This is a genomic window from Oricola sp., from assembly GCF_965230365.1.
Classification (GTDB): domain Bacteria; phylum Pseudomonadota; class Alphaproteobacteria; order Rhizobiales; family Rhizobiaceae; genus Oricola.
Map to the genome: position 1 here is coordinate 3,342,151 of NZ_OZ246003.1, position 25,359 is coordinate 3,367,509.

General features: G+C 62.1%; 21 protein-coding genes. 11 read left to right on the forward strand and 10 right to left on the reverse strand.

Features of this window, described 5'->3' with window-relative positions; translation table 11 throughout:
* Positions 1-109 precede the first annotated feature (109 nt).
* A complete protein-coding gene (locus ACO06R_RS16270) occupies positions 110-1,306 on the forward strand; it encodes an alpha/beta fold hydrolase (protein ID WP_421852339.1) in 1,197 nt (398 codons plus the stop codon).
* A 15-nt stretch (positions 1,307-1,321) separates the two neighbouring features.
* On the opposite strand, the gene ACO06R_RS16275 is transcribed toward ACO06R_RS16270, so the two are convergent.
* Together ACO06R_RS16275 and ACO06R_RS16280 are read right to left on the reverse strand one after the other, a co-directional pair.
* Positions 1,322-1,684: a YrdB family protein gene (locus ACO06R_RS16275; RefSeq protein WP_421852342.1), complete on the reverse strand. Its 363-nt coding sequence runs from the start codon at positions 1,682-1,684 to the stop codon at positions 1,322-1,324.
* A complete protein-coding gene (locus tag ACO06R_RS16280) occupies positions 1,681-3,240 on the reverse strand; it encodes a winged helix-turn-helix domain-containing protein (protein ID WP_421852345.1) in 1,560 nt (519 codons plus the stop codon). Before ACO06R_RS16280 ends, ACO06R_RS16275 begins: the two co-directional genes overlap by 4 nt.
* A 114-nt stretch (positions 3,241-3,354) precedes the next feature.
* Here ACO06R_RS16280 and ACO06R_RS16285 point away from each other — a divergent pair, with 114 nt between their 5' ends.
* The gene (locus tag ACO06R_RS16285; RefSeq protein WP_421852348.1) at positions 3,355-3,591 is read left to right on the forward strand and encodes a hypothetical protein; all 237 of its coding nucleotides are present in this window, start codon (positions 3,355-3,357) and stop codon (positions 3,589-3,591) included.
* Here ACO06R_RS16285 and ACO06R_RS16290 read toward each other — a convergent pair.
* Complete coding sequence (locus ACO06R_RS16290) at positions 3,578-3,934, reverse strand: hypothetical protein (protein ID WP_421852351.1); 357 nt, start codon at positions 3,932-3,934, stop codon at positions 3,578-3,580. The two genes, ACO06R_RS16285 and ACO06R_RS16290, sit on opposite strands and share 14 nt — an antisense overlap.
* 698 nt (positions 3,935-4,632) lie before the next feature.
* Between ACO06R_RS16290 and ACO06R_RS16295 the strand changes: the two genes are divergently transcribed.
* Together ACO06R_RS16295 and ACO06R_RS16300 are read left to right on the forward strand one after the other, a co-directional pair.
* Positions 4,633-5,730, forward strand: a complete 1,098-nt coding sequence (locus tag ACO06R_RS16295) for a carboxynorspermidine decarboxylase (protein WP_421859457.1) — start codon at positions 4,633-4,635, stop codon at positions 5,728-5,730.
* 38 nt (positions 5,731-5,768) lie between these two features.
* A complete protein-coding gene (locus ACO06R_RS16300; protein ID WP_421852354.1) occupies positions 5,769-7,013 on the forward strand; it encodes a saccharopine dehydrogenase family protein in 1,245 nt (414 codons plus the stop codon).
* Between the two features lie 14 nt (positions 7,014-7,027).
* Here the strand turns inward: ACO06R_RS16300 and ACO06R_RS16305 are convergent, their stop codons facing one another.
* Entirely contained in the window at positions 7,028-7,525 is a 498-nt protein-coding gene (locus tag ACO06R_RS16305) for a thermonuclease family protein (RefSeq protein WP_421852357.1), read from the reverse strand.
* 531 nt (positions 7,526-8,056) lie between these two features.
* Positions 8,057-8,716 (reverse strand): dienelactone hydrolase family protein, encoded by a 660-nt coding sequence (locus ACO06R_RS16310; protein ID WP_421852360.1) that lies wholly within the window; start codon positions 8,714-8,716, stop codon positions 8,057-8,059.
* Between the two features lie 136 nt (positions 8,717-8,852).
* Between ACO06R_RS16310 and ACO06R_RS16315 the strand changes: the two genes are divergently transcribed.
* Entirely contained in the window at positions 8,853-9,689 is an 837-nt protein-coding gene (locus ACO06R_RS16315; protein ID WP_421852363.1) for a polyphosphate kinase 2 family protein, read from the forward strand.
* A gap of 100 nt (positions 9,690-9,789) precedes the next feature.
* Here the strand turns inward: ACO06R_RS16315 and ACO06R_RS16320 are convergent, their stop codons facing one another.
* Both ACO06R_RS16320 and ACO06R_RS16325 read right to left on the reverse strand, forming a co-directional pair.
* Positions 9,790-12,135 (reverse strand): methyl-accepting chemotaxis protein, encoded by a 2,346-nt coding sequence (locus tag ACO06R_RS16320; RefSeq protein WP_421852366.1) that lies wholly within the window; start codon positions 12,133-12,135, stop codon positions 9,790-9,792.
* Positions 12,136-12,426: 291 nt separating this feature from the next.
* Positions 12,427-14,121, reverse strand: coding sequence for an electron transfer flavoprotein-ubiquinone oxidoreductase (locus ACO06R_RS16325; RefSeq protein ID WP_421859460.1), 1,695 nt, complete (start codon positions 14,119-14,121; stop codon positions 12,427-12,429).
* Positions 14,122-14,389: 268 nt separating this feature from the next.
* Between ACO06R_RS16325 and ACO06R_RS16330 the strand changes: the two genes are divergently transcribed.
* Together ACO06R_RS16330 and ACO06R_RS16335 are read left to right on the forward strand one after the other, a co-directional pair.
* A complete protein-coding gene (locus ACO06R_RS16330) occupies positions 14,390-15,256 on the forward strand; it encodes a uracil-DNA glycosylase (protein ID WP_421852371.1) in 867 nt (288 codons plus the stop codon).
* A 98-nt stretch (positions 15,257-15,354) separates the two neighbouring features.
* Entirely contained in the window at positions 15,355-16,602 is a 1,248-nt protein-coding gene (locus tag ACO06R_RS16335) for an MFS transporter (RefSeq protein WP_421852374.1), read from the forward strand.
* A gap of 8 nt (positions 16,603-16,610) precedes the next feature.
* Here ACO06R_RS16335 and ACO06R_RS16340 read toward each other — a convergent pair whose 3' ends face one another.
* Positions 16,611-17,567 (reverse strand): DMT family transporter, encoded by a 957-nt coding sequence (locus ACO06R_RS16340; protein ID WP_421852377.1) that lies wholly within the window; start codon positions 17,565-17,567, stop codon positions 16,611-16,613.
* 476 nt (positions 17,568-18,043) lie between these two features.
* Between ACO06R_RS16340 and ACO06R_RS16345 the strand changes: the two genes are divergently transcribed.
* Positions 18,044-19,651: a methyl-accepting chemotaxis protein gene (locus tag ACO06R_RS16345; protein WP_421852380.1), complete on the forward strand. Its 1,608-nt coding sequence runs from the start codon at positions 18,044-18,046 to the stop codon at positions 19,649-19,651.
* 382 nt (positions 19,652-20,033) lie between these two features.
* A complete protein-coding gene (locus ACO06R_RS16350; RefSeq protein ID WP_421852383.1) occupies positions 20,034-21,647 on the forward strand; it encodes a methyl-accepting chemotaxis protein in 1,614 nt (537 codons plus the stop codon).
* Between the two features lie 27 nt (positions 21,648-21,674).
* On the opposite strand, the gene ACO06R_RS16355 is transcribed toward ACO06R_RS16350, so the two are convergent.
* A complete protein-coding gene (locus ACO06R_RS16355; RefSeq protein ID WP_421852386.1) occupies positions 21,675-22,469 on the reverse strand; it encodes an ABC transporter permease subunit in 795 nt (264 codons plus the stop codon).
* A 245-nt stretch (positions 22,470-22,714) separates the two neighbouring features.
* On the opposite strand from ACO06R_RS16355, the gene ACO06R_RS16360 reads away from it, so the two are divergent.
* Both ACO06R_RS16360 and ACO06R_RS16365 read left to right on the forward strand, forming a co-directional pair.
* Positions 22,715-24,103 (forward strand): cytochrome P450, encoded by a 1,389-nt coding sequence (locus tag ACO06R_RS16360; protein WP_421852389.1) that lies wholly within the window; start codon positions 22,715-22,717, stop codon positions 24,101-24,103.
* Between the two features lie 14 nt (positions 24,104-24,117).
* Complete coding sequence (locus ACO06R_RS16365; RefSeq protein WP_421852392.1) at positions 24,118-24,912, forward strand: class I SAM-dependent methyltransferase; 795 nt, start codon at positions 24,118-24,120, stop codon at positions 24,910-24,912.
* Between the two features lie 3 nt (positions 24,913-24,915).
* Here ACO06R_RS16365 and dtd read toward each other — a convergent pair whose 3' ends face one another.
* On the reverse strand, positions 24,916-25,359 hold the full coding sequence (dtd, locus tag ACO06R_RS16370; RefSeq protein WP_421852395.1) for a D-aminoacyl-tRNA deacylase: 444 nt from the start codon (positions 25,357-25,359) through the stop codon (positions 24,916-24,918).

The window sequence follows — 25,359 nt, forward strand, 5'->3', positions numbered from 1 at the left end:
CCGAAGCGGTAACTTGCCCGGGTCTCGGGAAACATGGCGGTATGACCCGCTGTCCCGGTCTCAGGGGTCCGCGGACCCGGCCATCGCGGATACCGCCTGTTTCGATGCAATGATGAAGTACGTTTTCGAAGACATAACTGTCGATCCCTCAACGCGTGAGGTGTTTGCGTCCGGCAATCCCGTGGACTTCGAGCCCAAGGTACTCGATCTGCTCATCTTTCTGATCGAGCAGCGCCACCGGGTCGTCTCCAAGGAAGACCTGGTCGAGGCGATCTGGAACGGCAGGGCGATCTCCGATGCGGCCATCTCCAGCGCCGTCAGTGCGGCGCGCAAGGCGATCGGCGACGACGGGCGCCGGCAGGAATATCTCAAGACGATGCATGGGCGCGGCCTGCGCTTCGTCGCCTCCGTCGTGGAACTGCGCCAGGACGGCGAAGCCGGGGCTAATCCGCCTGACGCATCGCGCCGCCACGAACAGGAGATCCACTATTGCCACAGCGCCGACGGCACCCGCCTTGCCTATGCGCTGGCCGGGTCCGGTCCGCCGCTGGTCAAGGCGGCGAACTGGCTGCATCACCTCGAATTCGACTGGCAAAGCCCGGTGTGGCGGCACTATTTCGAGGAACTGACCAGTCGCCACCGGTTGCTCAGATATGACGGCCGGGGCATGGGCCTGTCTTCATGGAACGTGACGGATTTCAGCCTCGAGCGGCAGGTCGAGGACCTGTCCGCCGTCATCGACGCTGCGGGATTCGATCGTTTTCCCATCATTGCCCTGTCGCAGGGATGCGCCAAGGCGGTCGTCTATGCGACGCGCAATCCGGAGCGGGTCTCAAAGCTGGTGCTGATCGGCGGCTATTCCCAGGGCTGGAAACGGCGCGGCGGCAACGATGGGGCCGTCATGCGCAAAGCCGCAATCGAAATGATCCGCGCCGGATGGGGCAGCGACAATCCGGCGGTCCGGCAGATGTTCACGACGCTCTACATGCCCGACGCGCCGCCCGAGAGCCAACGCTGGTTCTCCGACCTGCAGCGCAAGACCACGAGCCCGGAAAACGCGGCCGCGACGCTCGATCATCATGGCGACGTCGATGTCGGCGACCAACTCGCCCTGGTGAAAGCGCCGACGCTTGTCATCCACTCCCGCAACGACGGCGGCGTGCCATTTGAACAGGGCCAGGATCTCGCGGCCGGAATTCCCGGCGCGCGCTTTGCGGTGCTCGACTCGGCCAATCACGTTCTGCCGACGACCGACCCGGCCTGGGATCGCTGCGCGCAACTGATCCAGGACTTTCTCACCGAGTGAAACTCGCAGGAAACCTTACTGGCGCAGCAGCCAGGCGATGCGCTCGAAGGACAGCGCGTAGTGCAGCGCCACCAGCGCCGCCATGATCGCGCCGGCCAGTGTCTGGCCGCCGGCATGCCAGGCCCAGGCGCCGCCGAGCAGGATCGCCAGTTCGAGCACCAGACGAAGCGCGCCCGGCACCGGCACCGGCGCATTTCCGGAGCGGCTCGGATCGCCTGGCACCGCAAACACCGCCCACAGCGCCATCGCCGCGATGACGGCGGCGACCGCGAAGACGAAACGCCACGGCCCGCTGCCCGCCTGCCAGGCGAGAAGGGCAAAACCGCCCAGCGCAGCAAGCTCCAGCAGGAACCGCAATCCCAGATTGGCCGCGTTCATCTCTCCCCCTTCGCCGCCTCGTCGGTCAGGCGCGCCAGTGCCTCATCCATCGCCACCGCCCATTTGGGATTGAACTTGCGGAACGGCCCCAGCGTGTCGCCCGCCGGCGGGTCGAGCCGCGCCAATTGTCCGCACACTCTCAGCGCCGCTGCGTGATCGCCGGCGGCGTCGTGACAAAGCGCAAGGCTTCGCAGCGCCGGCACCCATTCCGGCCGAACCTCGGCGGCGTTGGCGGCCGCGACAGCGCCGCGTTCGGGTGCGCCCGACAGGTAGCAGGAGATCGCCAGCAGGTTGTTCCAGACGAAGTTCTGCGGATCGTTGGCGTTCAACTCCAGCCCGCGCGCGAACTGATCCACCGCGCCGGCGGCGTCGCCCGCCGAAAACAGCGCGTGGCCGTGCATGAGATAGCCGAGTGCGAAACCCGGATTGATCTGTATCGCCCGGCGCGCTGCCGACGCGGCTTCGGCCGGCAGGTCGGCATAAAGCCGGGAGATCGCCAGCGCGTAGTGTGAATAGGGATTGAGGCCGTCAAGTTCGACCGCCTTGAGTGCCGCATCGATACCCTCGGCGATCTCGGCCTCAGGATTCTTGGCCCATCCCAGGGCGACAACTCCGGCGGCGACCCGTCCGAGCCAGAAGTTCGCCTCGATCAGTTCGGGATCCGCCTTCAGGGCACGGCGAAACAGTTCGCGCGCCTTCAGATGGGTCGTGCGCGTCACCTTGTGGAAGTACCACGTGCCCTGGCGAACCGTGTCGAGCGCGGAAACCGCCCCCTTGCGCCGCACCGCCCTGGCGGCCTCGGCGGTCAGCAGCGTCGGCTCTATCGCCGCGACGACGCGCAGCGCGATCTCGTCCTGGATCGCGAATGTATCGGTCGCCCGCATGTCGTAGCTGTGCGCCCAGATGTCGTGGCCGACGGCGGCATCGACGAGTTGGACGGAAACGCGGACGACGTCGCCGGCCCGGCGGACGCTGCCCTCCAGCACGTAGCGGACGCCCAGTTCGCTGGCGACGAGGCGCGGATCGGCGGAGCGGCCCTTGTAGACGAACCCCGCATTGCGCGACGCCACATGCAGCCAGCCGCAGCGCGTCAGCGCGGTTATGATGTCCTCGGCGATCCCGTCGGCGAGATATTCCTGGTCGATGTCGCCGCTCAGATTGGCGAATGGCAGCACCGCGATGGAAGGGCCGTCGCGTGGATCCTCCGGTACATCGCCAGAAAGGGTCACGTCGGCCTGCCGCTGCTCGCTGCCCGGCAGACGCGCAAAACGATAGCCGAGCCGCGGTACGGTCACGATCCAGTCGATCCCATCGGACGGAGCGCCGAGGAGTTTGCGCAGCGCGGCGATCTGTACGGAAAGGTTGCTCTCCTCGACCGTCATGCCCGGCCACACCGCATCCAGCAGGTCTTGTTTGCTGACCGGTTTGCCATCCGCCTCCAGCAATGTCCGCAGAAGCGCGGCCGCCTTGTGGCCGATCGCCACTGGCTCGCCGTTCTTGCTCAGCGCCGGTTCTTCACAATCGAATTGATAGTCGCCGAAGCTGAAAACGCTCATGATATCGCACTAGCAGATTTCGGGGTTTTTCGGAACTTTTCGGCATCGGGTTTGAGACCCGAAACCGGCCCTTGGCTCATCCTGACGGCAAGAAAGCCCCTGAGGAGCCCGACCATGACCGAACCAAACCCGCAATCCACCGGTCTTCCGCCAATCAAACGCCGCAGCGACGGATCGATCGACACCGACAGCTACAGGCGCAAGGCAGAAGCCCTGCATGGCGAGACAGTTGGCCACGCCGGACGAACCATACTCGCCGTGTTGCGGGCGCTATTGGCCGGCGTGCGCGTAAACCCGGCGAAAAATCAGTCCGTCGGGGCGAACGCGATGCGTCGCGTCAGCGGGATTTGAGAGCGTCCATGCGCTCGCGGATCGTTTCCACGATCACCTTGGCCATGAGCCGCAGTTCGACCCATTTCGGCGATGAATAGGACCGCCATGGATCGCTGTCGACATCGCTGCCGTCCTGCGCCCGCTTGACGAAGTCGGCGATGTAGCGGTGCAGATCCGGATCGACCGATTTGACGATATCTTCGTTCCACTCGGCAACGAGGTTGTCATCGATCCAGCCAATCATGTCGTCCGGAGAGGTATCGTACCCGTCCGACGACAGTCTGAACCAGGATTCCATCTGCATGTCTTCGTCTGCGAATTCGGAGAACACGAAAACGATGTTGTCGAGGTTGTACTGCATCGAACGATCTCCAAATTCGCCGTGATGGCCACAATCCGCAATTGTCGCTGCCCGCTTACGGCAATATGACACCGGTCGCAGTGTGTGTCAGCGTGGTTGCCACCGTTTGCGCTTCTTTACTGATGGAGTAATGCAGGGAAACGCCGCGCATCGCCTGGCTGTTTCACTGGCAATTCCAGATGGTTACGCCGATCCGGCCGGGTCCGTCGCGTGATGTTTATCCACCGCGCACGTACCTCCCCTATCATCACTCCCGCCTGCTCACGGAAGTCTGTCGTGCACACCGGCTGATGGGGAGTGGGACGGTGCCTGGCTGGTGGCGCAGAGGTGCGTCACTGGGTGATGAACCCCCAAGTCAGGGCGGCATGAAGCGGCGCGCGCAGTCTTGTTTTCCCGGACTTTCGTTCCGGGCCGCCGACCGAAGCTGCAAGACCACCGAGCGGGCGGTCCGAGGATCGCTATTACTTGTTAGACGTTGCGATGCTTTGACCGCCCGTCTTCCATTCGCGATGCCCCGGCTGGCGCAGCCAGACCGGGAAAGCTTGTCGCGAACAGGAAAAAGTCTTTGAATGATCCGGCCCGGATACGAGGCGCGGCAATGATGAGGCATGTCGAAACAACCGCATCTTGACGCGCCGGGCGGCGCTTGGCATCAGGCGCGCCTGTCAAACTTGGAAACGCTTGGAAGTCACCGGGCGATGCTGAACACACCCTACTACCTGATCGACAAGGCGCGGCTCCTGCCGAACATGGAGAAGATCGCCTGGCTGCGCGAAGCATCCGGCGCCAAATCGCTGCTGGCGCTGAAATGCTTTGCGTCCTGGTCGGTGTTCGACTTCATGGCCGGCTACATGGACGGCACCACCTCCTCGTCGCTCTACGAGGTCAAGCTTGGCCGCGAGAAATTCGGCGGCGAGACGCATGCCTATTCGGTCGCCTTCGCCGATCACGAGATTGCCGAGGTCGTCGCCAACGCAGACAAGATTATCTTCAACACGATTGGCCAGTTGCGCCGCTTCGAGGCCGAGAGCGCCGCACTGCCGCGCGGCCTGCGGGTCAATCCCGGCGTTTCCACCTCGGAGTTCGATCTCGCCGACCCGGCGCGGCCCTTCTCGCGGCTCGGCGAGCATGATCCAGCCGAGATCGAAAAGGTCGCCGACCGGATTTCCGGCTTCATGTTCCACTGCAATTGCGAGAACGAGGATTTCGACCGTTTCGACGCCATGCTGACCGGCATCGAGCAGCGGTTCGGCGACCTGATCGGCCGGATGGACTGGATCAGCCTGGGCGGCGGCATTCACTTTACCGGCGCGGACTACCCGCTCGACCGTTTCGCCGAACGGCTGAAGCGCTTTGCCGGCGTCCATGGCGTGCAGGTGTACCTGGAACCCGGCGAGGCTGCCGTCTCCGGCGCGGCAACACTGGAGGTCACCGTGCTCGACACCATGCACCACGGCAAGGATCTCGCCATCGTCGATGCGTCCATCGAGGCGCACATGCTCGATCTTCTGGTCTACCGTGCATCGGCCGAGATCCTGCCCGACGAGGGGCCGCATGAATGGATGGTGTGCGGGAAGTCCTGCCTTGCCGGCGATATCTTCGGCGAGTTCCGCTTTCCGGCGCCTCTGAATCCCGGCGACCGGCTGAGCATTGAGGACGCCGCTGGATACACAATGGTCAAGAAGAACTGGTTCAACGGCGTCAAGATGCCGGCCATCGCTGTGCGTGAACTGAACGGCACGGTGCGGCTGGCGCGCGATTTCGGCTATGATGATTTCGTCGCCGCGCTGTCCTGAACCGGCATGAACCGCGACAAAGGAGCACCGGCAGGCCCATGAAACGCAATGTCCTGATCATTGGCGCCGGCGGCGTCGCGCAGGTGGTGGCGCACAAATGCGCCCAGAACAACGACCGTCTCGGCGACATCCACATCGCCAGTCGGACACTCGCCAAATGCGAGGCGATCATTGCCAGCGTCCATGACAAGCAGGCGATGAAAAGCGATGGCGCGCTTGCCGCTCATGCCATCGATGCGCGCGACACCGGCGCTGTCGCCGCGCTGATCCGCGCCACGCGGTGCCAGATCGTCATCAATGTCGGCCCGCCCTTCGTCAACATGGCCGTGCTCGATGCCTGTATCGAGACGGGCGCGGCCTATCTCGACACCGCCCTGCACGAGGAGGAGGACGAGATCTGGGAGACGCCGCCCTGGTATGCGGCCTATGAGTGGAAGAAGCGCGCGCGCTGCGCCGAGGCCAGCGTCACCGCTATCCTCGGCATCGGTTTCGATCCGGGCGTCGTCAACGCCTATGCGAAGCTCGCCATCGACGGCCATATGGACACGGTGACATCGATCGACATCGTCGACATCAATGCCGGCTCGCATGGCCGCTGGTTCGCCACCAATTTCGATCCGGAGATCAATTTCCGCGAGTTCACCGGCACGGTTTATTCATGGCAGGGCGGCGAATGGCAGGCCAACACGATGTTCGAGGTCGGCAAGGAATGGGACCTGCCCGTCGTCGGCAAGCAGAAGGCCTATCTGACCGGCCATGACGAGGTGCACTCGCTGGCAATCAACTACCCGGAGGCCGATATACGCTTCTGGATGGGTTTCGGCGACCACTACATCAATGTCTTCACGGTCCTGAAGAATCTCGGCCTGCTGTCGGAACAGCCGGTAACCACCGCGGAGGGGCTGGAAGTCGTGCCGCTCAAGGTGGTCAAGGCGGTGCTGCCGGATCCGGCGTCGCTGGCGCCCGACTACACCGGCAAGACCTGCATCGGCGACCTGGTCAAGGGCAAGCGCGGCGGCGAAGACATCGCGGTGTTCGTCTACAATGTCGCCGACCATGCAGAGGCTTATGAAGAAGTCGGCAGCCAGGGCATTTCCTACACCGCTGGCGTGCCGCCGGTGGCCGCCGCGATGCTGATCGCCGACGGCACCTGGGACACCGGCACGATGGTCAATGTCGAGGAACTCGATCCGAAGCCGCTTCTGGCGCTGCTCGACCGCATGGGCCTGCCAACGCGTGTCAAGGACGCCGCCGGCGACCGGCCCTGGGACGTAGCGATCTAGAGACGCGCAAGGATCTAAAGGCGCGCGCCTGCCCGCCAGCGTTCCGGGCGCACGAAACGGCCCTGCCAGAGCCCGCGCGCGCGGGCTTCGGCCTCCATCTCGTCGAAGATATAGTCCTGGCCGCTGGCGCGATCGGGAAGCGCCCAGCCGGCGCTGATCAATTCGGATCCGATGTCGTAGCCGAGCATGTCCTGGCAGCGCACCGTCTTGATCGCTTCGGGCGCGATGCCGACGATGTCGCAGGACAGGATGCCCTCCGTCATCGCAGCCAGCGCCTCGCGCGAAGCTTCGCCGCAGGCGTAGCGCTCGCCTTCGGGATCGAGGCAATCTTGCGCCAGTTCCGGCGCGTCGACCGCATACAGCCGGTAGCGCCGGCCGTGGTCGTCTTCGATGGTCCGCCCGTCGACTGCGGCCGGATGGGCGAGCACCACATAGCTCGGCTCGGCGGTGGCCGGTTGCGCGGCCAGCACCGCGCCGATGGCGGCGGAAAGGAGAATTCCGGATTTCGTCATGGCAGCGCCAGATACCTCCGCGGCTTGTTCCCGAAACCGGTTCGGTCCCCGCTCCGCCGGCGCGCCCGTCTGCGTCTCACGGCGCTCTATCGCGCCGGAAGCGGCGCTGCGGGTGAACGGAAGCCCGGGGCCGATGGCCCGGTCCGGGTGTTTCTCGTCGCCGAAGCGTAGCGAAATCGCCTGTTTTCCACAACATGATAAAAGCAGCCGGCTAATTGAATGTTACGCAAACGTCATGTTTTCCACAGCCGCAAGAATGCCTTCCACACAAACCGGCTTGCGTCGACCATGCAGATTTTTCATGTTGTTTTTCAATATGATAGTCTGCCACAGGCCCAACGATCCAAACCCCGGCACAGCGCCATGCTGGGTAGCCGGAAAGGCGCCGATCAACTTTTCGCGCGCACCGAATTTCCCTTATCTGCGCGGGAGCAAAACAACATCACAGTTTTATGACAGTCGCGAATCATCCACTCCGGCCGGGCACGGCGTTGCCGGCAATGCAGGCAAATCGAGCGCTTGCGGGACGAACTACGGGTTTGCCCCGTTCGCTCCCATACTGGTGAGGAACCAGGTCGTCGCGTTTTCGATCACCGCATCGAGCGCGCCCGGCTCTTCGAAGAGATGGGTTGCGCCGGGAATAACCTTGACGGCCTTGCGGCAGCGCAGCCGCTCGGTCGCCGACTGGCTGAGCGCAACGACAGCCTCGTCCAATTCGCCCACGACCAGGAGTGTCGGCGCGCGGACCCGCGCCAACAAATCGAAAACCAGATCAGGACGGCCACCGCGCGCTACCACCGCGGCAATGTCACCGCCGAGAAAGGCCGCCGATGCGAGAGCAGCGGCGGCGCCCGTGCCGGCCCCGAACAGTCCGACCGGCAGGACTTTCGTTTCCTCGCGGTCGCGCACATCGAGAATGGCTGCCATCAGCCGGCCACTGAGCAGCGCCACGTCGAAAACCTTCGTGCGGTCGGTTTTCTCGCTATCGAGCAACAAGTCGAACAGGAAAGTCGCAAAGCCGTTGGCCTGCAGTGCCTCGGCTACATAGCCATTGCGCGGGCTGCTGCCGCTACTGCCGCTCCCATGCGCTAAAACGACAAGGCCCCACGCGCTGTCGGGAACGGTGAGGACGCCGTCAAGACCGAAGCCCTCGTCCCCAACGGGAATACGAACGTCGACTGTGCGGGTCATAGCCGATGATTACCCAGGAAGGATCGTGATGAAATGATCAAAATCAAAGTCTTCACACATTCCGGGCACTAAAATGGCAGCCGGGCAGTGAGCAGAATATCGCCCGCAACATGAACGGCACTTGTCAGGAGAATACATGGCTGCAAAATCGCCGCGTGCATTTCCGCGTCTTTCCGACATCGACTTGACCAAGCGCATCAAGGCGACCGAATACGAAGCCAAGCTGGAAAAACTGCAGCAAAAACTGACACGTATTCAGCAGGCCTATCTGTTCGCAGGCCGGTCCGCAGTGCTTGTGTTCGAGGGGTGGGACGCCGCCGGCAAAGGCGGCACGATCAGGCGCATCTCGGCGGCGCTCGATCCGCGCAGCTTCAAGGTGTGGCCGATCGGGGCGCCGCGGCGCTACTATCTGGACAGGCAGTATTTTCTGCGCTTCATGGAGCGGCTTCCACCGCGCGGCGCGATCACCACATTCGACCGGTCCTGGTATGGCAGGGTCCTGGTGGAGCGGATCGAGGAACTGACACCTGAGAAGCGCTGGCGTGCGGGCTATCGCGAGATCAACGACTTCGAGCGCATGATCGTCGATGACGGCACGCGTATCGTGAAGCTGTTCTTCCACATCTCGCCCGACGAGCAGTTGCGCCGTTTCGAATCCCGCCTCAACGACCCGCTCAAGCGCTGGAAACTGTCCTATGAGGATTTCCGCAACCGCAATCGCTGGGACGACTATGCCAAGGCGATCGATGAGATGTTCGAGAAGACCTCCACTAAGGACGCGCCGTGGACCGTCATTCCGGCCAATGACAAGAAATTCGCGCGCATCGCGGCGATGACGGCGATCACCAAGTGCCTGAGCAAGGGGGTCGACCTCTCGCCGCCGGCGCTCGACACCACGGTTATCGACGCGGCAAGCGAGCATTTCGACATGACGCCGTCGCTGGTGGAAAGTCTTGCCGGTCGTACGGATTAGCCGGGAAGCGGACAGGCGGCGGCGTGGGCCCTGAAAACGCAAAAAAGGGGCGGATTGCTCCGCCCCTTCCCTGTCGGTGACAGTGGCTTCGCAAGACGGCCTAACCGGTCAGACCGAATGCGCTCGACACCGCTTTGACCAGCTTGCGTGCTGGTGAGGCGGCGGGCGCGTCGGTCTGCGGAGCCGCAACGCGGAGCGGCGTTGCAGAATTCGATTCCTGCAACCGGAACTCGCCGACCAGCGAGCCCAGAGCGCCGACGTCCTCGGCCAGCCGATGGCTGACGGCGGTCGTCTCCTCGACCATCGCCGCGTTCTTCTGCGTGACCTGATCGATCTGGCCGATCGCCTGGTTGACTTCCTCGATGCCGGTCAGCTGTTCCCTGGAGGCCGTCGCGATGGCATTCAGTTTATCGTTGATATCGGTGACCGACACCGCGATTTTCTCAAGTGCACCACGCGTCTTGCCGACGAGCTCGACACCGTTGGCGACTTCGGCGCCCGATTTACCAATCAGTTCCTTGATCTCCTTGGCGGCGATCGCCGTGCGCTGTGCAAGTTCGCGCACTTCCTGCGCCACAACGGCAAAGCCCTTGCCGGCCTCGCCAGCCCGCGCTGCCTCGACGCCCGCATTGAGCGCCAGGAGGTTCGTCTGGAAGGCGATATCGTCGATGACATCGATGATCTTGACAATTTCACCGCTGGCACTCTCGATGTCCTGCATTGCCTTGCCGGCCTCGGCTACGATGACCGCCGAGCGGTCGGTGTCCGACTTGGCGACACCGGCCAGTTCCGCCGCCTCGGCGGCGCGGCCCGAGGTCTCCTTGACCGTCGCGGTGATCTCCTCGACCGCGGCCGAGGTCTCCTCCACCGAGGCCGCCTGCTGTTCGGTGCGCGCCGACAAATTGTCGGCAGCGCCGCGGATTTCACGCGAATTTGCGTCGATCGAGGCCGAGTTGTCGCGCAGCCGCAACAGCGTATCGTTCAGTTTGACGACCGACGCGTTGAAGTTCAACCGGATGCTGTCGAGGCTCTCCATGAAGGGTTGCTCGAGCCGGATGGAGAGATCTCCCTCCGACAGCCTTGTCAGGCCGTCCGCCAGCGCCGTAACAGCGTCCTGCATGCACTGCTGTTCCTCGGCACGGGCGGCATCGCGTTCGCGGCGCTCATTCTCCGACATCGTCCGGTTGGCCTGCGCTTCAGCTTCAAGGCGCTGCTTGTCGACTGCGGCATCGCGGAAAACGACGACCGAGCGCACCATGTCACCGATCTCGTCATTGCGTTCGGCGCCGGCCAACGCAATCTCCGTGTTGCCGTCGGCAAGCGTCTTCATATCGCCGACAAGGGCGGCGATCGGCCGCGTCAGGCTACGCGAGAACCAGACGCTGGCAGCGATGGCGGCGGCCAGCAGCGCGAGCGCGATGGCGAACACGGTGTTGCGCATCGCCGTCACGCCGGCCAGCACTTCGCGTTCATCCATAATCGCTGCGACAATCCAGTTGGCGCCCTGGAATCCGACCCGGGCAAGTGCGACATTCGCCTTCATGTCCCGATACCGCGTCGTTTCGGCGGTGATCACGTTCTGATTGTCGAGCGCGCGGATCTCCGGAATATCCAAATCCGTCTTCAAGACATCGTTTTCAGGGGTGCGAACCGCATCGGCGATGAACAGTCCGTCGCTTCTGAGAAGCAGGGTCTCACCGGTTTCGCCCAGTCCGATGACGCTCGACATCAGAACCTTGATCTCGTCGACCGGCATCTGGAATGCGAGGACGCCGATTTTCTCATCGCCATCGAAAACAGGCGTGGCGACAAACGAGGCCGGCGCGTCGTTGGAAGGCGCATAAGCAGCAAAGTCATCGAAGGAGATATCCTCGCTGCTGTTCAGTTCGAGCGCGGCACGATAGACGCGACCAAGGCCGGTGTCTCTCCACTCGCCGCTCACAAGATTGGTCGCGAAGTCCAACTCCTTGAACACGGTGTAGATGAGATCGCCTTCGGTGTTGAACAGGAAGATGTCGTAGAAACCGTGCGTCTCCAGGAGTTTGCGCATCCTCGGATGATATTGCGCATGCGCAGTGTCGTAGGTGTCGCCATTGTCGGCCGCATCGAGCACATGTTTCTCGCCGGTCGGATGCGGGTTTTCGGTGATGTAGCGTCGCTGTAGTTCCTGCTGACGGTCGGCGTTCAAGACGTTCCATGCCCAATTGAACGATTTGACCGCAGCGATCACCTCTTTGCTCGTCGCGTTTACATAGAGGTCCAGTTCGACCTCCTGCAGGTAGCGCTGCAGTTCGTCGCGGCGGGCATCGGCAATGGCTGTCAAGCTTTCGGTGGATTGACGCTCGATGGTTCGAGAAGAAATCACCACGCCTGCAGTACTCGCGATGCCGATGGAAACGACAGTCAAGATCGCCGCCGCGAGCGGCAGCTTGCGTGAGATAAGCATGAAATGAAAACCTTGGATTGATGCGAGAGACATCCCGGCTACGATCCGGGGCGGGCGCAACACGTCATGTGAGCCGGCGATTCAAGGAAACCAACCCAAGTTTTCGCCTATGAAACTTATCGTCCGACTGTGGAATACAGGGAATTAATACCCGCCTGCAATTTTCAGCGGGTTACCCGTTTACTTTTCGATAATCGAAACACAAAGCAACGTTGGTACAGTTTGTTCACGCGCACCAGCCGCTGCAGTGCGCGCATCAATCCGTCCGTTGTGCGCCGAATACCGGCACAATCACATATTTGGATAGACCGGCCCCTCACCGCCCTGCGGTACGGTCCAGTTGATGTTCTGGTTCGGGTCCTTGATGTCGCAGGTCTTGCAGTGGACGCAATTCTGGGCGTTGATCTGAAAGCGAACCGTATCGCCTGCCTTGCGCGTTGCGTCGGCGGGAACCGAATTTCCATCGGCGTCGAGCCATTCGTAAACGCCTGCGGGACAGTAGCGTGCCGAAAGTCCGGCGAAGTCGGCATACTCCGACGTCTTCTGCAGGTCGTCGTCGCGTACCTTGAGATGGACCGGCTGGTCTTCCTCGTGATTGGTGTTGGACAAGAACACCGAGGACAGACGATCAAAGGTCAGAACGCCGTCCGGCTTCGGATAGGCGATCATCTTGGCGGCCGATGCCTTGGCGGTCGCAAGGTGGTCCGGCTTGCCGTGTTTCAGCGTGCCGAGCGGCGACCAGCCGCCCGTGATCTGGTTGATCCACATGTCGATGCCGCCAATGCCGACGCCCAGCGCGGTCCCGAAACGCGACCAGAGCGGCTTGACGTTGCGCACCAGCTTCAGATCCTTGCCGATTTCGCTGCCGCGCCAGGCGGCCTCGTAGCTGTCGAGCGCCAGATCGTTGGCTTGTCCCGCCGCAATCGCCTCGGCAGCCTTGTCAGCGGCCAGCATCCCGGACAGCACGGCATTGTGCGAACCCTTGATGCGCGGCACGTTGACGAAGCCCGCAGAGCAGCCGAGCAGCGCACCGCCCGGGAACGAAACCTTGGGAACCGATTGCCAACCGCCTTCGGTGATCGCGCGCGCGCCGTAGGCGATGCGTTTGGCGCCCTCGAATGTCTCGCAGATCGACGGGTGGGTCTTGAAACGCTGAAACTCCTCGAACGGGAAGAGATAAGGGTTCTTGTAGTTCAGATGCAGAACGAAACCGACCGCAACGAGGTTGTCCTCCAGATGGTAGAGAAACGAGCCGCCGCCGGTGCGCATGTCAAGCGGCCAGCCGAAGGAGTGTTGGACCAGGCCCGGCTTGTGTTGTTCGGGCTTGACCTCCCACAGTTCCTTCATGCCGATGCCAAACTTGGGAACGTCGCGATTGGCGTCGAGACCGAACTGGGCGATGAGCTGCTTGGCAAGCGAGCCGCGGACCCCCTCGCCTATCAGCGTGTATTTTCCGTGCAGTTCCATGCCGCGTGCGAACATCAGTCCGGGCGTCCCATCACGCTGGACGCCCATGTCGCCGGTCGCCACGCCCTTGACCGAGCCGTCGTCATTGTAAATGACCTCGGAAGCCGCAAAGCCCGGATAGATCTCGACGCCAAGCGCCTCGGCGCGACCGGCCAGCCAACGGCATACATTGCCCAGCGAAACGATGTAGTTGCCGTGATTGTTCATCAGCGATGGCATGGCGAAGTTTGGCAGGCGGATCGATCCGGCGGGTCCGAGGAAGAGGAAATGGTCGTCGGTCACCTGTGTCTTGAAGGGATGGTCGGGATCGTCGCGCCAGTCCGGGATGAGCTTGTCGATACCGACCGGATCGACCACCGCGCCCGACAGGATATGCGCGCCCACCTCAGCGCCTTTTTCCAGGACCACGACCGTCATGTCCGGATCGATCTGCTTCAGCCGGATGGCAGCCGCAAGCCCAGCGGGGCCGGCACCGACGATCACGACATCGAACTCCATGCTTTCGCGCGGTTCGTCCATGGGACCGGTCTCGGTGTTGGCGTCGCTCATAGTAAACCTCCGTTGCGGTATGGTTGCGTCTGCGTAACCGCAATGTCCGTGCCTTTGAAATTCGCGCCGACTTTTAGCAACGAAGCCCGCACGCGCAAGGACTGTTTGCGTCGGTACGCGGCGCAAAAACCCATGCTGACTACGCGATAGCCGGTAAATCAACGGGGTTTCTTGCCGCAGTCCGGGTTTGCCGCGAATGCCGAGTAGCGCTCCCGCCGCGCGAGATGGAGCGACGCAGATGCTTGATGCAAGCCGCGCCATCTGCAAAACAAAGACCATGGCAACCGCTTCCCCACCGACACGGGCCGAGCTGGAAAGTCTGCTACGCTTTTATGCCGAAAGCGGGCTCGACTTTCCAATCAGCGACGAACCGTTCGATCACCTCGAGCCGAACGCTGCGGCTCAGGCAGGCCCGGCCGCGTCGGGGCGCGGCGAGGCTCCGGTGCAGCAAGCGGCAGCGCCGGGCCAATCGCCGGTGATGCCCGATGCCGATGCAGTGGCGCTCGCCCGCAAAGCCTCCGAAGGCGCATCCAGCCTCGACGAATTGCGCGCCGCCGTCGAGGCGTTCACCGCTTGCAACTTGAAGCTCACTGCGCGCAACACCGTGTTCGAAGGCGGAACGCGCGGCGCGGCTATCATGGTCATTTCCGACGCACCGGGACGCGACGACGACGCAAGCGGCGATGCCCTGACAGGGCCTGAAGGCCGCCTGTTCGACCGGATGCTCGCCGCGATCGGTCTATCGCGCGACGACTGTTACATCGGCTTCGCCGTGCCTTGGCGAATTCCGGGCGACGGACCGGCAACCCCGCTGAACGCGGCGATCTGCAAGCCGTTTGCCGAGCGGCAGATCGAACTGGCCGCACCGTCGCTCGTTGTGCTGCTTGGGAACGGCGCGGCACGCATGTTTCTCGGCGATACGGGCAATATCCTGCAGCTTCGCGGATCATGGCAGGAGCTGAAAACAACCGGCGGGTACGAAGTTGCGGCAATGCCAACGCTGCAGCCGCGCTACCTGCTCGAACAACCGGCGCAGAAACGCTACGCCTGGAACGATCTGCAGGCCATTGCATCGCGGCTGAAGGGCGCAGACAAATCGCCGTAAGGACGTTTTCCCTACACTAATTGTCGTCCGTATTTCATGCGCCTTTCGCCGTGGCGCGGTACGCTCAATATCGAATCCCGCATCCAGGAGGCGATGCCATGATCCAGCATGTGGTTCCGATCGCCGGGCTTCTTGCCTCCACATACCTGCTGCTGGCCGGCAACGGGCTGGTCAGCGTCCTGCTGCCGGTGCGGGCTTCCATTGAGGACTGGAGCGCAATCGCCGTGGGCTGGGTCGGCTTCGGCTACGCGCTTTCGTTTACCGCCGGCTGCCTGATTGTGCCGCGAATGGTGCTGCGGGTCGGGCACGTGCGTGTCTACGCCGTCATGGCGGCTTTGTCGGCAATATCCGTCCTGTTGTGCGCGCTGTTCGTTCACCCGCTGACCTGGGTCCTGTTTCGCGGCATAGGCGGTTTCGCGTTGGCGGGCTGCTACATGATCGTTGAAAGCTGGCTCAACGAACGTACGGCCAACGAGATTCGCGGACAGGTGTTCTCCATCTACATGGTCGTGTCGATGGTCGGCATGTCGTCGGGGCAGCTATTGCTCAGTGCAGACGATCCAACGAAAGCGGTGCTGTTCATGGTCGCCGCGCTGCTGTTCACGGCCGCGGTCATTCCGACCGGATTGTCGAACGCCACATCGCCCCGCCCGCTGAGTCAGGTTTCGGTCGACATGCGTTCGCTGTTCCGCAATTCGCCGCTTGCATTTGTCGGAACAACGACAGTGGGCTTCATCATCGGCGCATTCATGTTTCAGATGCCGGTGTTCTTTGAGCAGAACGGCGTTGCTGAATCGCGGATTGCCACGCTGATGGCGCTGGCGATGATCGGCGGCATGATCTTCCAGTTTCCGCTCGGCCGCATGTCGGACCGCATGGACCGGCGATATGTTATCTTACTGGCAGCGGCCTTGGGTCTGATCAGTTGCGTGCTCCTTACCTTGCTGGCCGGCGGATCGCTTGTAGTGTTTGCCGCCCTTATCCTGCTTCTCGGCGGAGTCATGGCGCCGCTCTATTCGCTGCTTGTCGCCCACGCCAACGACCACGCCGGCAGCGACGAGTTTGTCGAGATCGCATCCGGCCTGCTGATTGTCTATGGCGCCGGGTCCATGGCCGGACCTGTTGTTTCCGGCTTGATCATGGACGCGGTCGGTATCAACGGCTTCTTCATCACGCTGGCCGCCTGTTACTTCGGATTTGCAGCGTTCACCGCGTGGCGCATGTTCCGCCGTGAGGCGGTTCCGCCCGAGGAAACAACGGACTTCGCCTACACGCCGCCGGTGCCGTCAACGCATACGCCGGAGATGATCCAGCTCGACCCGCGCGCCGAGGAAGCGGCAGAGTAAACCGGGCCCTACCCTTGCGGCGTCACATTCTGGCGCGCGGCGCCGCGCGCCAGCCCAAGCCTGCTTTCGCGGTAGATAATGAAGATGCCGGAGGCGACGACGATCGCCGAACCGACGACCGTGGCCCATCCGGGAATCTCCGAAAACACGAAGAAGCCGATACCGATGCCGAGCACAACGGAGGTGTATTCGAAGGGCGCGATGGTCGAGACTTCCGCGTGACGATAGCTTTCGGTCAGCAGGATCTGGCCCAGCCCGCCAAACACGCCGGACATGACAAGGGCCGACGCCTGGGTGGCCGTCAACGCCGACCAGCCGAATGGCAAGGTCGTGAGAGCAAAAAGCGTCGCCGTGACCGAGAAGTACAACACGATCGTCGGTGTCCGTTCGGTGGTCACAAGGCGACGCACGAGAACCGTCGCCAGCCCCGCTATGCACGCGGAGGCGAAGCAGGCGGCGACCCCCAGCGCCTCTTGCGTACCGATATCGCCAGCACCGCGGAACAATTGCAGTTTCGGCCAGGAGATCACCAAGACGCCAAACAGACCGACAAACACAGCCCCCCAACGGTAGCGGCGCACAACCTCGCCCAGCAGCAGCGCGCCCAACGCGACCGTGACGAGAGGCCGCGCATAGCCGATCGCGATGGCGTCGGGTAGCGGCAACCGTGTCAAGCCGTAAAAACCGAGCGTCATGGCCGATACGCCGACCAGCCCACGCGCGATGTGTCCTACAGGGCGGGTCGTATGCCATGCGCCGGCAAGCTGCCCGGTCCAGAAGAGGTAGGCACAAATCGGCAGGATGGCGAAGAACGAACGGAAAAACACGATCTGTCCGGCTGGCAGTTGGCCGGCAAGCTTGATGGCCGTGGCCATCAGGGTAAAGGCGACGACCGAGGCGACCTTCATCGCGATGCCGACCACAGGCCGGGCGAATGAGGGGGTGTTTTCTGAGGGTGTGGGCATTGACAGGTTGACTAACGGTATTCGCCGCACATGGGAACCCTGAGGGCTGGCGCGGCCACGGCAGCGCGTTTCAAATAAAATGACGAATGACTTAGGTTTTACAGACGCGCGTGAACGCCTCTTCATTTCGCGATTCGACACTATACTGGCTACAACTTAACGGCATGCCCGAGTGCTTGCAGAGTCGCACTCTGCGTTGAACTTCCCCACGAAAGCTTGCCTACCCCAGCTGTGAAAAACAACAGGACCGGCTTAGCTGGCCGTTAACCGGGACGAAACCATATGAATCAGGTGGTTGCTGCCTTTCCAACGGGACCAGCACGCAGCCAAAGGAAGGCATGATGCCTCGGGAGCCGACGCGATTCTCGGCTCCTGATGTGTTGCATACGCGCACATCCGGCCGTTTCGAACCGGCAAGAAAATGTAGCCTCCATCCAATCCCCGACCCAGTGTCACAAGCTTTCGAAAGCGCGAGAATGAAATCCACGGCATCGACAATCAACCAGCGCGAACTCGAGAACCGGTTGAGTTTCATGGAACTCGACGACCGCGACCGCGAGCAAATCCGCAAACTCGCGCCGATCGTCGCCAAACATCTGCCGGAAGGTCTGGAGCGCTTCTACGCGAAGGTGCGCCAAACGCCGGAGGTTGCACATTTCTTCCAGGACGACGTCCACATGGACAGCGCCCAGAACGCGCAAATCGAACATTGGACGGCGATTACGAACGGCGAATTCGACGAGGATTTCGCCAATCGTGTGCGGACCATCGGGTCGGTACATGCGCAGATCGGCCTGGCACCACGATGGTATATCGGCGGCTACGCGCTGATCATGGAGCGGCTGGTTGCGGCCGTAATGGAGCAGCAATGGCCGTCGCGCGGTTTGTTTTCCAAACGCGGCGACGGCGCGCAGGAGACTTCGGCTCTGCTCGTCAACCTGTTCAAGGCCATTCTCCTCGACATGGAACTGTCGATCTCCGTCTACATCGACGAGGCCGAGGCAGCCCGCAAACAAGCCGAAGCCCGGGCGATGGAGACCATGGAAACGGTTGTCGACAGTGTCGGCAAAGCGATCAAGAGCCTCAGCGACAAGGATCTGACGCAGCGCATCGAGACCGAGCTCGACGCCGACTATGACGCAATTCGCAGCGGCTTCAACTCCGCGCTCGAAGAGCTGTCGCGTGCGATGAACATGATCGGATCGGCTTCACGGTCGGTCGATTCCGGCTCCGTCGAGATCAGGTCGGCGGCCGATGACCTGGCAAGCCGCGCCGAACGGCAGGCTGCGGCGGTCGAGCAGACTGCCGCCGCCGTCGAGCAGATCACCGCAGCGGTGAAAAGCTCGGTCGACAAGGCGGAGAAGGCCGGCCGGCAGATCATGCAAACCAAGCACAGCGCCGAGCAATCCAGCGCCGTGGTGAGAAAAGCCGTCGATGCGATGGACCGCATCTCGAAGTCTTCCGAGGACATATCGAAGATCATCGGCGTGATCGACGAGATCGCCTTCCAGACCAACCTGCTGGCGCTCAACGCCGGCGTCGAGGCGGCCCGCGCGGGCGAAGCCGGCAAGGGATTCGCCGTGGTCGCGCAGGAAGTGCGCGAACTGGCGCAACGCTCCGCCGGGGCCGCCAAGGAAATCAAGGAGCTGATCACGACATCTGCCGAGGAAGTCGATTCGGGTGTGGCGCTGGTCGACGAAACGGGCAAGGCGCTGGAGGAAATCGCAAGCGAAATCCAGACGATCGCAACCGATATCGACGAGATGGTGGAATCGGCGCGTGAGCAGTCGACCGGATTGCAGGAGATCAACACTTCGGTCTCCTCTATCGACACCGGCACGCAGCAAAACGCGGCCATGGCCGAGCAGCTGACCGCAAGCAGCCATTCGCTGAGCAACGAGGTCGACGTCATCACGGGACTGCTGAGCCAGTTTAAAACCGGCGCCACTTCTCAGCAGCCGCGAGCCGTCGTCGGAGACCACACGGAAAAGCAGCGAAAATCGCCGGCCCGCGAGTTGGGAAAGATGGTTGCCAACGCGTTCGGCGGCCCCTCGCGACAGGACCAAGGATGGGAGGAATTCTAACAGCGGCGGCGCGCTTTGAACCTGCGGCGAAAAGTGAAGGAAATTTGTTTTTCACGCGACGCATTTTAAATTTCCAATGTTTCTCAAGGCGGTAACGCAGACGTGCCGGGCCTCTGCGGCGCGTTTGCACCGGTCAGTGATTTCTTACATTTTTCGTTAACGAAAATATCCCTAATCTTTCCACATGCGATGAACACGCATACGTCAGGGCAGTACAATCTGGCGTGAACAAGGCATAACGTCTCATTACTTCAACTTTTTCCGACAGCACACTTTCGTTGTCGCCGCACTGTCGGTGGCGCACTGGTCAAAAAGCCCGGTGTCCCGTCTTTGCGTTCGATTTTCGTCCACTTCGGATGACGGAAGGGAGAGGTTTAGCCAGATGACCAGCACTGCCACATCTAAATCAACAATAGATCAGGACATTCCGGGCCGGCTCTCGTTTCTCGGTCTCGACGAAGCCGGTCTTGAGAAACTTCGCAAGATCAAACCGATCATCGAGCGCGAGCTGCCGATTGGTCTTGACAAGTTTTACGAAACGGTACGCCGGACACCAGAAGCTAGCCAGTTCTTTCGCGACGACAGCCACATGTCGGGCGCGAAAAACGAGCAAATCGGGCATTGGGAATCAATTGCTGCCGGTCGCTTCGACGACCGCTATGTAGAGAAAGTCCGTACAATCGGTTCAGTCCACGCCCGGATTGGCCTTGCGCCGCGGTGGTATATCGGCGGCTACGGCGTATTGACCGAGGCTCTGATACATGGCGTGTTGAGCGAATACTGGCCGTCGAAAAGCCTGTTCGGCAAGCAGAACGCCTCGGCACAAGAAGTCGGCTATCTCGTCGTAAGTCTGGTCAAGGCAATCCTCCTAGACATGGATCTGTCCATCTCGGTCTATATCGACGAGGCCGAGGAAGCCAAGAAGATCGCGCAGGCAGAAGCGATCGAAAGCGAGCGCGAGGTCGTCATCGACAGTTTCGGCAAGGCCATGGAGCGCATCGCTGCCAGGGATCTGAGCTATCGAGTCCAGGACGATTTGCCGGAAGCCTACGACAAGCTGAAAAGCGACTTCAACAACGCGCTGGAGGCCTTGAGTACGACAATCGGCAGCATCAGCGATTCCGCCGAGCAGATCGCCGGCGGTTCGCGGGAGATCCGGGCTGCCGCCGACGACATGTCAAAGCGCGCCGAGCAGCAGGCCGCGGCGGTAGAAGAAACGGCAGCGGCAGTCGAGGAAATCACCGCGACGGTGAAGTCATCGGCGGAACGTGCCGAAGAATCCGGTTCGCTTGTAGTGCGTACCAAGGACAACGCCGAGAAGTCGGGGGTCGTCGTTCGCGAAGCCGTGGAAGCGATGGACCGGATCAACAAGTCATCCGATGAGATCGCCAATATCATTGCGGTTATTGATGACATCGCGTTTCAGACAAACCTGCTCGCGCTTAACGCTGGGGTCGAAGCAGCGCGCGCCGGCGACGCCGGCAAAGGATTTGCTGTCGTGGCGCAGGAGGTTCGCGAGCTCGCACAGCGCTCCGCCGGGGCCGCGAAGGAAATCAAGGATCTGATCACGTCGTCGGGCGATGCCGTCAAAAGCGGTGTGGCGCTGGTCAACAAGACGGGCGAAGCGCTGGAATCGATCGTCGGCGAGGTTCAGGAGATCAACGAGAACGTCCAAGCCATTATCGAGGCGGCGCGCCAGCAGTCGGGCGGGCTGCAGGAAATCAACACGTCCGTATCGTCGATTGACAAGGGCACCCAGCAAAACGCCGCCATGGCCGAGGAACTGACCGCCAACAGCCACGCACTGAGCGACGAGGTATCGACAATCAACACCAAGCTGAGCGACTTCCAGGTCACCCAAGGCGCGCGGCGGCCAAAGGCCGTCTCCGCGGGAGCCGAACCGAAGCGTTCGCCGGCGCGCGATCTCGGCAAGAAGGTGGCGAACGCGTTTGCGACCCATGGCAATGCGGCGGTAGAGAACTGGGAGGAGTTCTAGGGCCGGTAGGCCACACGCTGGAAGGGCTTATCGGTTCGCGCTGTCGATGTGCATGGACCGAGCCATGACAGGTCCGAGTACCATCACGACGACCAATGGCGGCAAGAGCGCCATCACCGTCAACGCCAGCCCTTCCGGCGACCCGATACCCACAAGCGCAATCCCGCGCATGATGGTCGTCAGTGCCTCGTCCGAATTGATCATCAGCGGCCATAGAAACTGGTGCCACCCTTCGATGAAATGGATGGCAAACAGGGCGGCAAGATAAGGAGCGGAGACAGGCAGGACGAAATCGACGAGAAACCGTATCGGTCCGGCACCATCGATCCGGGCCGACTCCGCCAGTTCGGCAGGCAACTGGCGCAAGACCTGGCGAAACAGCAGCACACCGAGCCCCGATGCCAGAACGGGAATGATCAAACCGGCATGGCTATTGGATAGCCCGAGTTGGGAGCTCACTAGGTAAGTCGGAATCGGGCGCGCGTGCAACGGCAGGAAGAGCGTCAGCAGAACCGCGAAGAAAATCAGTTCGGCGTGGCGCAGCCGGAAGTAGACCAGCGCATAGGCGGCGATCGCCGCGAAGAGCGTCTTGAACACCCCGAGTGTCAGCGCGACGATCAGCGAATTCGCCAGCATTGACCAGATTGTGACGTCGCTGCTGAATCCCAGCCCCTGCGTCGCAAGCCTTTCGTAGGCGGCCGTGGACCGCTCGCCCGCCGACAGACTGGCCGCTATCACGAAACCCAACGGACCGACCATGAAGATGACGCCGGCAATCAGGATAGCGTGGTCGATTAGTGCTCGAATTTGTTGATGGGTCATGCTTGGCGTCTCGAAGAGACGGAGCCATAGCACCGTTCGAGACGAGCGCAACTGTTTATGGAGACGCGCAACAGGCTGGCAACCGGTACTGACAGACGGCCACTTGACTCTACGCGATGCGTCCAGATCTATTGCCATCACCGTGGACTGACCGAAAAACCGACAGACCGCAGCACCGTAAATACTGCATCTAAAACGCAGGGTTGCTTGGGTCACGGATGCGTGGTCGAATGAGGGGGACGATCATGGCCGCAATTGAGATTGCGCCGAGCAAGGCCAGCAAGGTCGAGGCATTCGCCACTTTGGCAGGTTTCGGTCTGCGACCATTTTCTTCGTTGCGTGCGCTGCACGAGAAGCATGGTCCCTTTGTCATTCTCCCCTATCCACTTTCGCTTAGCTCCAAACCCAAATACCTGGCCTGCGTCGCCAGCACCGACCTTTACCGCGAGGCGTTTTCCAACACCCATGTCTGGCGGCCGGTGAATGTCGGATTTCGCGGTTTGCGTGGCCAGGCGACCAGCCGGCTCAGCGTTAGCATGACGCGGCTCCGCGGTGCGCAACATGCCCATTACCGCAGGCTGATGACACCACCGCTGGGCAAGAGCGCCGTCCTCGGAGCAAGTAGCGCCATGTATGCGATCGCCGCCCGGCATGTTTCCGATTGGCCCCGCGAAACACAGGTCGACTTCGCCGCGCTTGGCGGCAAACTCGCACAGGAGCTCGCGATCACGCTGCTGTTCGGTGACGACAGCGAACGCGCAGCGCCGGTCATCGCCATGATCAATGACGCGGTCGACGCAGCCTGGCCGCTTCCGGGGCCGGCGCATCTGCGCTGGGCACGCACAGCGCCAAAACTCGAACGCGCGATCCACGAATGGGCCGACGTAAAGCGCGGGGCTGACAGCTCCGGAGACCTGTTTTCAGCCCTCGTCAACAATCCCGATCATCGCGGAAACGAAGCAGATCTGGACGTGATCAGCGGACTGTTGGTGTTCACGCTCGGTGCGGCTTATGAAACCTGTCAGAACGCCCTTGCCTGGACAATGGCGCTGCTGGCGCAACATCCCGGGGTCGCCGAGCGACTGTCCCGGGACGTTGAAACCGCTTTTGCCGGCGAAACACCGGATGGTGAGGCGCTGGACGCCCTGCCATATCTCGACTGGGTGACAAAGGAAGGCATGCGGCTTTTCTCCCCCGTCTCGATCCAGTTTCGCCGATCCATGTCGCCGACCACGCTGGGCGGCGCGCCGATCGACGAGGGAATTCGAATCCTTGTCAGCGCCTTTCTCATCAATCGCGACCCGAAACTCTATGCCGATCCGCAGAGGTTCCTACCGGAGCGTTGGGATCGCCTTAAGGCAACGCCCTACGAATACACGGTGTTCGGTGCCGGGGCGCGGATGTGCCCGGGTTTTGCGTTCGGGATTCAGATGGTAAAGGCGGCGCTTGCCGCGATCGTCGCCACGCATCGTTTCGAGGTGCCAGCCGGATCGCGGATCGACCACCGCGCCACGATCACTGTCGCGCCGCACCCCGGCATACCGATGATCTTTCACAACCGCTCGGCAAACCCGCAGACGCACCATATAGCCGGCACGATCAACGAACTCGTCGACCTTCCTAACGTCAACTGAAACGGGACAGGCCAATGTCAGCGCGAAACAGGATGGTTGCCGTCTATGACCGGGCGATGCGCGGCAGCCATCACCGCCGGTATTACGGCAATAGCGGGTACTACAATTTCGGCTATTGGGGCGAAGGCGCAACCGCCCAGGCGGAGGCAAGCCAGGCGCTGGTCGACCAGATTGCCGCGGCCCTGCCGAAACCTGGACGGATTCTCGACGTCGCCTGTGGACAAGGCGCATCCACAGCGCGGCTCAGCCAGCGCTTTCCGCCGAATGACCTGACCGGCATCAACCTGTCAGAGGCACAGATAGCGTCGGCGCGCAAAAGGGCGCCCGACTGCAACTTTGACGTAATGAGCGCAACGGAACTCGATTTTCCGGACGAACACTTCGACGGCGTGATCTGTGTGGAGGCAGCGTTTCATTTCGACACGCGCGACGCCTTCCTTGCCGAGGCGTTCAGGGTACTCAAGCCGGGCGGCGTGCTGACAGTCTCCGACATCCTGTTTCGCGACCTACCGGGCTGGTTCCTCGAGTTCGGGCAAGTTCCCCGCGCCAACAATCTCGCCAATATCGATGCCTACCGCGCGCGCTGGGCGAGCACCGGCTTTGTCGACATCGAGACCCGTGACGAGACCGCAGCCTGCCTCGATGGCTTTCGCAACAACCTCGCGGGCTGGCCGAAAGCCGAGCGAAGCGCCGGGCGCATGAAGCTGGACCGCTGGATCGCTTCCAGCGTCGCCTGCCGCATGATCGCGGGGTATTTTGGTTTCGTTTGCCGGCGCTACCTGCTTGCGAGCGCACGAAAACCGGGGTGAGGTTTAGCGCGCCTCGCTGTCCAGCCAGATCGTGACCGGACCGTCGTTGACGAGCGCCACCTTCATGTCGGCACCGAACACGCCGTTTGCCACCGGCACGCCCTGTTCGGCCATCTTCCCGGTGAAGTGTTCGTAAAGCCGCTTGCCCTCGTCGGGCGGCGCAGCCGTAGAGAAGCCCGGCCTGTTACCCTTGGTTTCGGCTGCCAGCGTGAACTGGCTGACGATCAGGGCCGCGCCGCCGATGTCGGTGAGCGAGCGGTTCATGCGGCCCTCCTCGTCGGCGAAAATACGCAAGTTGGCAACCTTGCGCGCCAACCATTCCGACTGGGCCTCGCCGTCGTCACGCATCGCGCATACGAGAACGAGAAGACCGCGGCCAATCTCGCCGGATTTCTCTCCCTCGACGGTGACGCTCGCTTCTGCGACCCTCTGGACCAGTGCTCGCAA

Bases quoted from the DNA above. Each gene is read 5' to 3' on its own strand.
- ACO06R_RS16340 (WP_421852377.1), bottom strand. From the start codon at position 17,567: ATGCCCACACCCTCAGAAAACACCCCCTCATTCGCCCGGCCTGTGGTC.
- ACO06R_RS16300 (WP_421852354.1), top strand. From the start codon at position 5,769: ATGAAACGCAATGTCCTGATCATTGGCGCCGGCGGCGTCGCGCAGGTG.
- ACO06R_RS16275 (WP_421852342.1), bottom strand. From the start codon at position 1,684: ATGAACGCGGCCAATCTGGGATTGCGGTTCCTGCTGGAGCTTGCTGCG.
- ACO06R_RS16295 (WP_421859457.1), top strand. From the start codon at position 4,633: ATGCTGAACACACCCTACTACCTGATCGACAAGGCGCGGCTCCTGCCG.
- ACO06R_RS16310 (WP_421852360.1), bottom strand. From the start codon at position 8,716: ATGACCCGCACAGTCGACGTTCGTATTCCCGTTGGGGACGAGGGCTTC.
- ACO06R_RS16335 (WP_421852374.1), top strand. From the start codon at position 15,355: ATGATCCAGCATGTGGTTCCGATCGCCGGGCTTCTTGCCTCCACATAC.
- ACO06R_RS16270 (WP_421852339.1), top strand. From the start codon at position 110: ATGATGAAGTACGTTTTCGAAGACATAACTGTCGATCCCTCAACGCGT.
- ACO06R_RS16365 (WP_421852392.1), top strand. From the start codon at position 24,118: ATGTCAGCGCGAAACAGGATGGTTGCCGTCTATGACCGGGCGATGCGC.
- ACO06R_RS16305 (WP_421852357.1), bottom strand. From the start codon at position 7,525: ATGACGAAATCCGGAATTCTCCTTTCCGCCGCCATCGGCGCGGTGCTG.
- ACO06R_RS16280 (WP_421852345.1), bottom strand. From the start codon at position 3,240: ATGAGCGTTTTCAGCTTCGGCGACTATCAATTCGATTGTGAAGAACCG.
- ACO06R_RS16345 (WP_421852380.1), top strand. From the start codon at position 18,044: ATGAAATCCACGGCATCGACAATCAACCAGCGCGAACTCGAGAACCGG.
- ACO06R_RS16355 (WP_421852386.1), bottom strand. From the start codon at position 22,469: ATGACCCATCAACAAATTCGAGCACTAATCGACCACGCTATCCTGATT.
- ACO06R_RS16320 (WP_421852366.1), bottom strand. From the start codon at position 12,135: ATGCTTATCTCACGCAAGCTGCCGCTCGCGGCGGCGATCTTGACTGTC.
- ACO06R_RS16350 (WP_421852383.1), top strand. From the start codon at position 20,034: ATGACCAGCACTGCCACATCTAAATCAACAATAGATCAGGACATTCCG.
- ACO06R_RS16315 (WP_421852363.1), top strand. From the start codon at position 8,853: ATGGCTGCAAAATCGCCGCGTGCATTTCCGCGTCTTTCCGACATCGAC.
- ACO06R_RS16285 (WP_421852348.1), top strand. From the start codon at position 3,355: ATGACCGAACCAAACCCGCAATCCACCGGTCTTCCGCCAATCAAACGC.
- ACO06R_RS16330 (WP_421852371.1), top strand. From the start codon at position 14,390: ATGCTTGATGCAAGCCGCGCCATCTGCAAAACAAAGACCATGGCAACC.
- ACO06R_RS16360 (WP_421852389.1), top strand. From the start codon at position 22,715: ATGGCCGCAATTGAGATTGCGCCGAGCAAGGCCAGCAAGGTCGAGGCA.
- ACO06R_RS16325 (WP_421859460.1), bottom strand. From the start codon at position 14,121: ATGGACGAACCGCGCGAAAGCATGGAGTTCGATGTCGTGATCGTCGGT.
- ACO06R_RS16290 (WP_421852351.1), bottom strand. From the start codon at position 3,934: ATGCAGTACAACCTCGACAACATCGTTTTCGTGTTCTCCGAATTCGCA.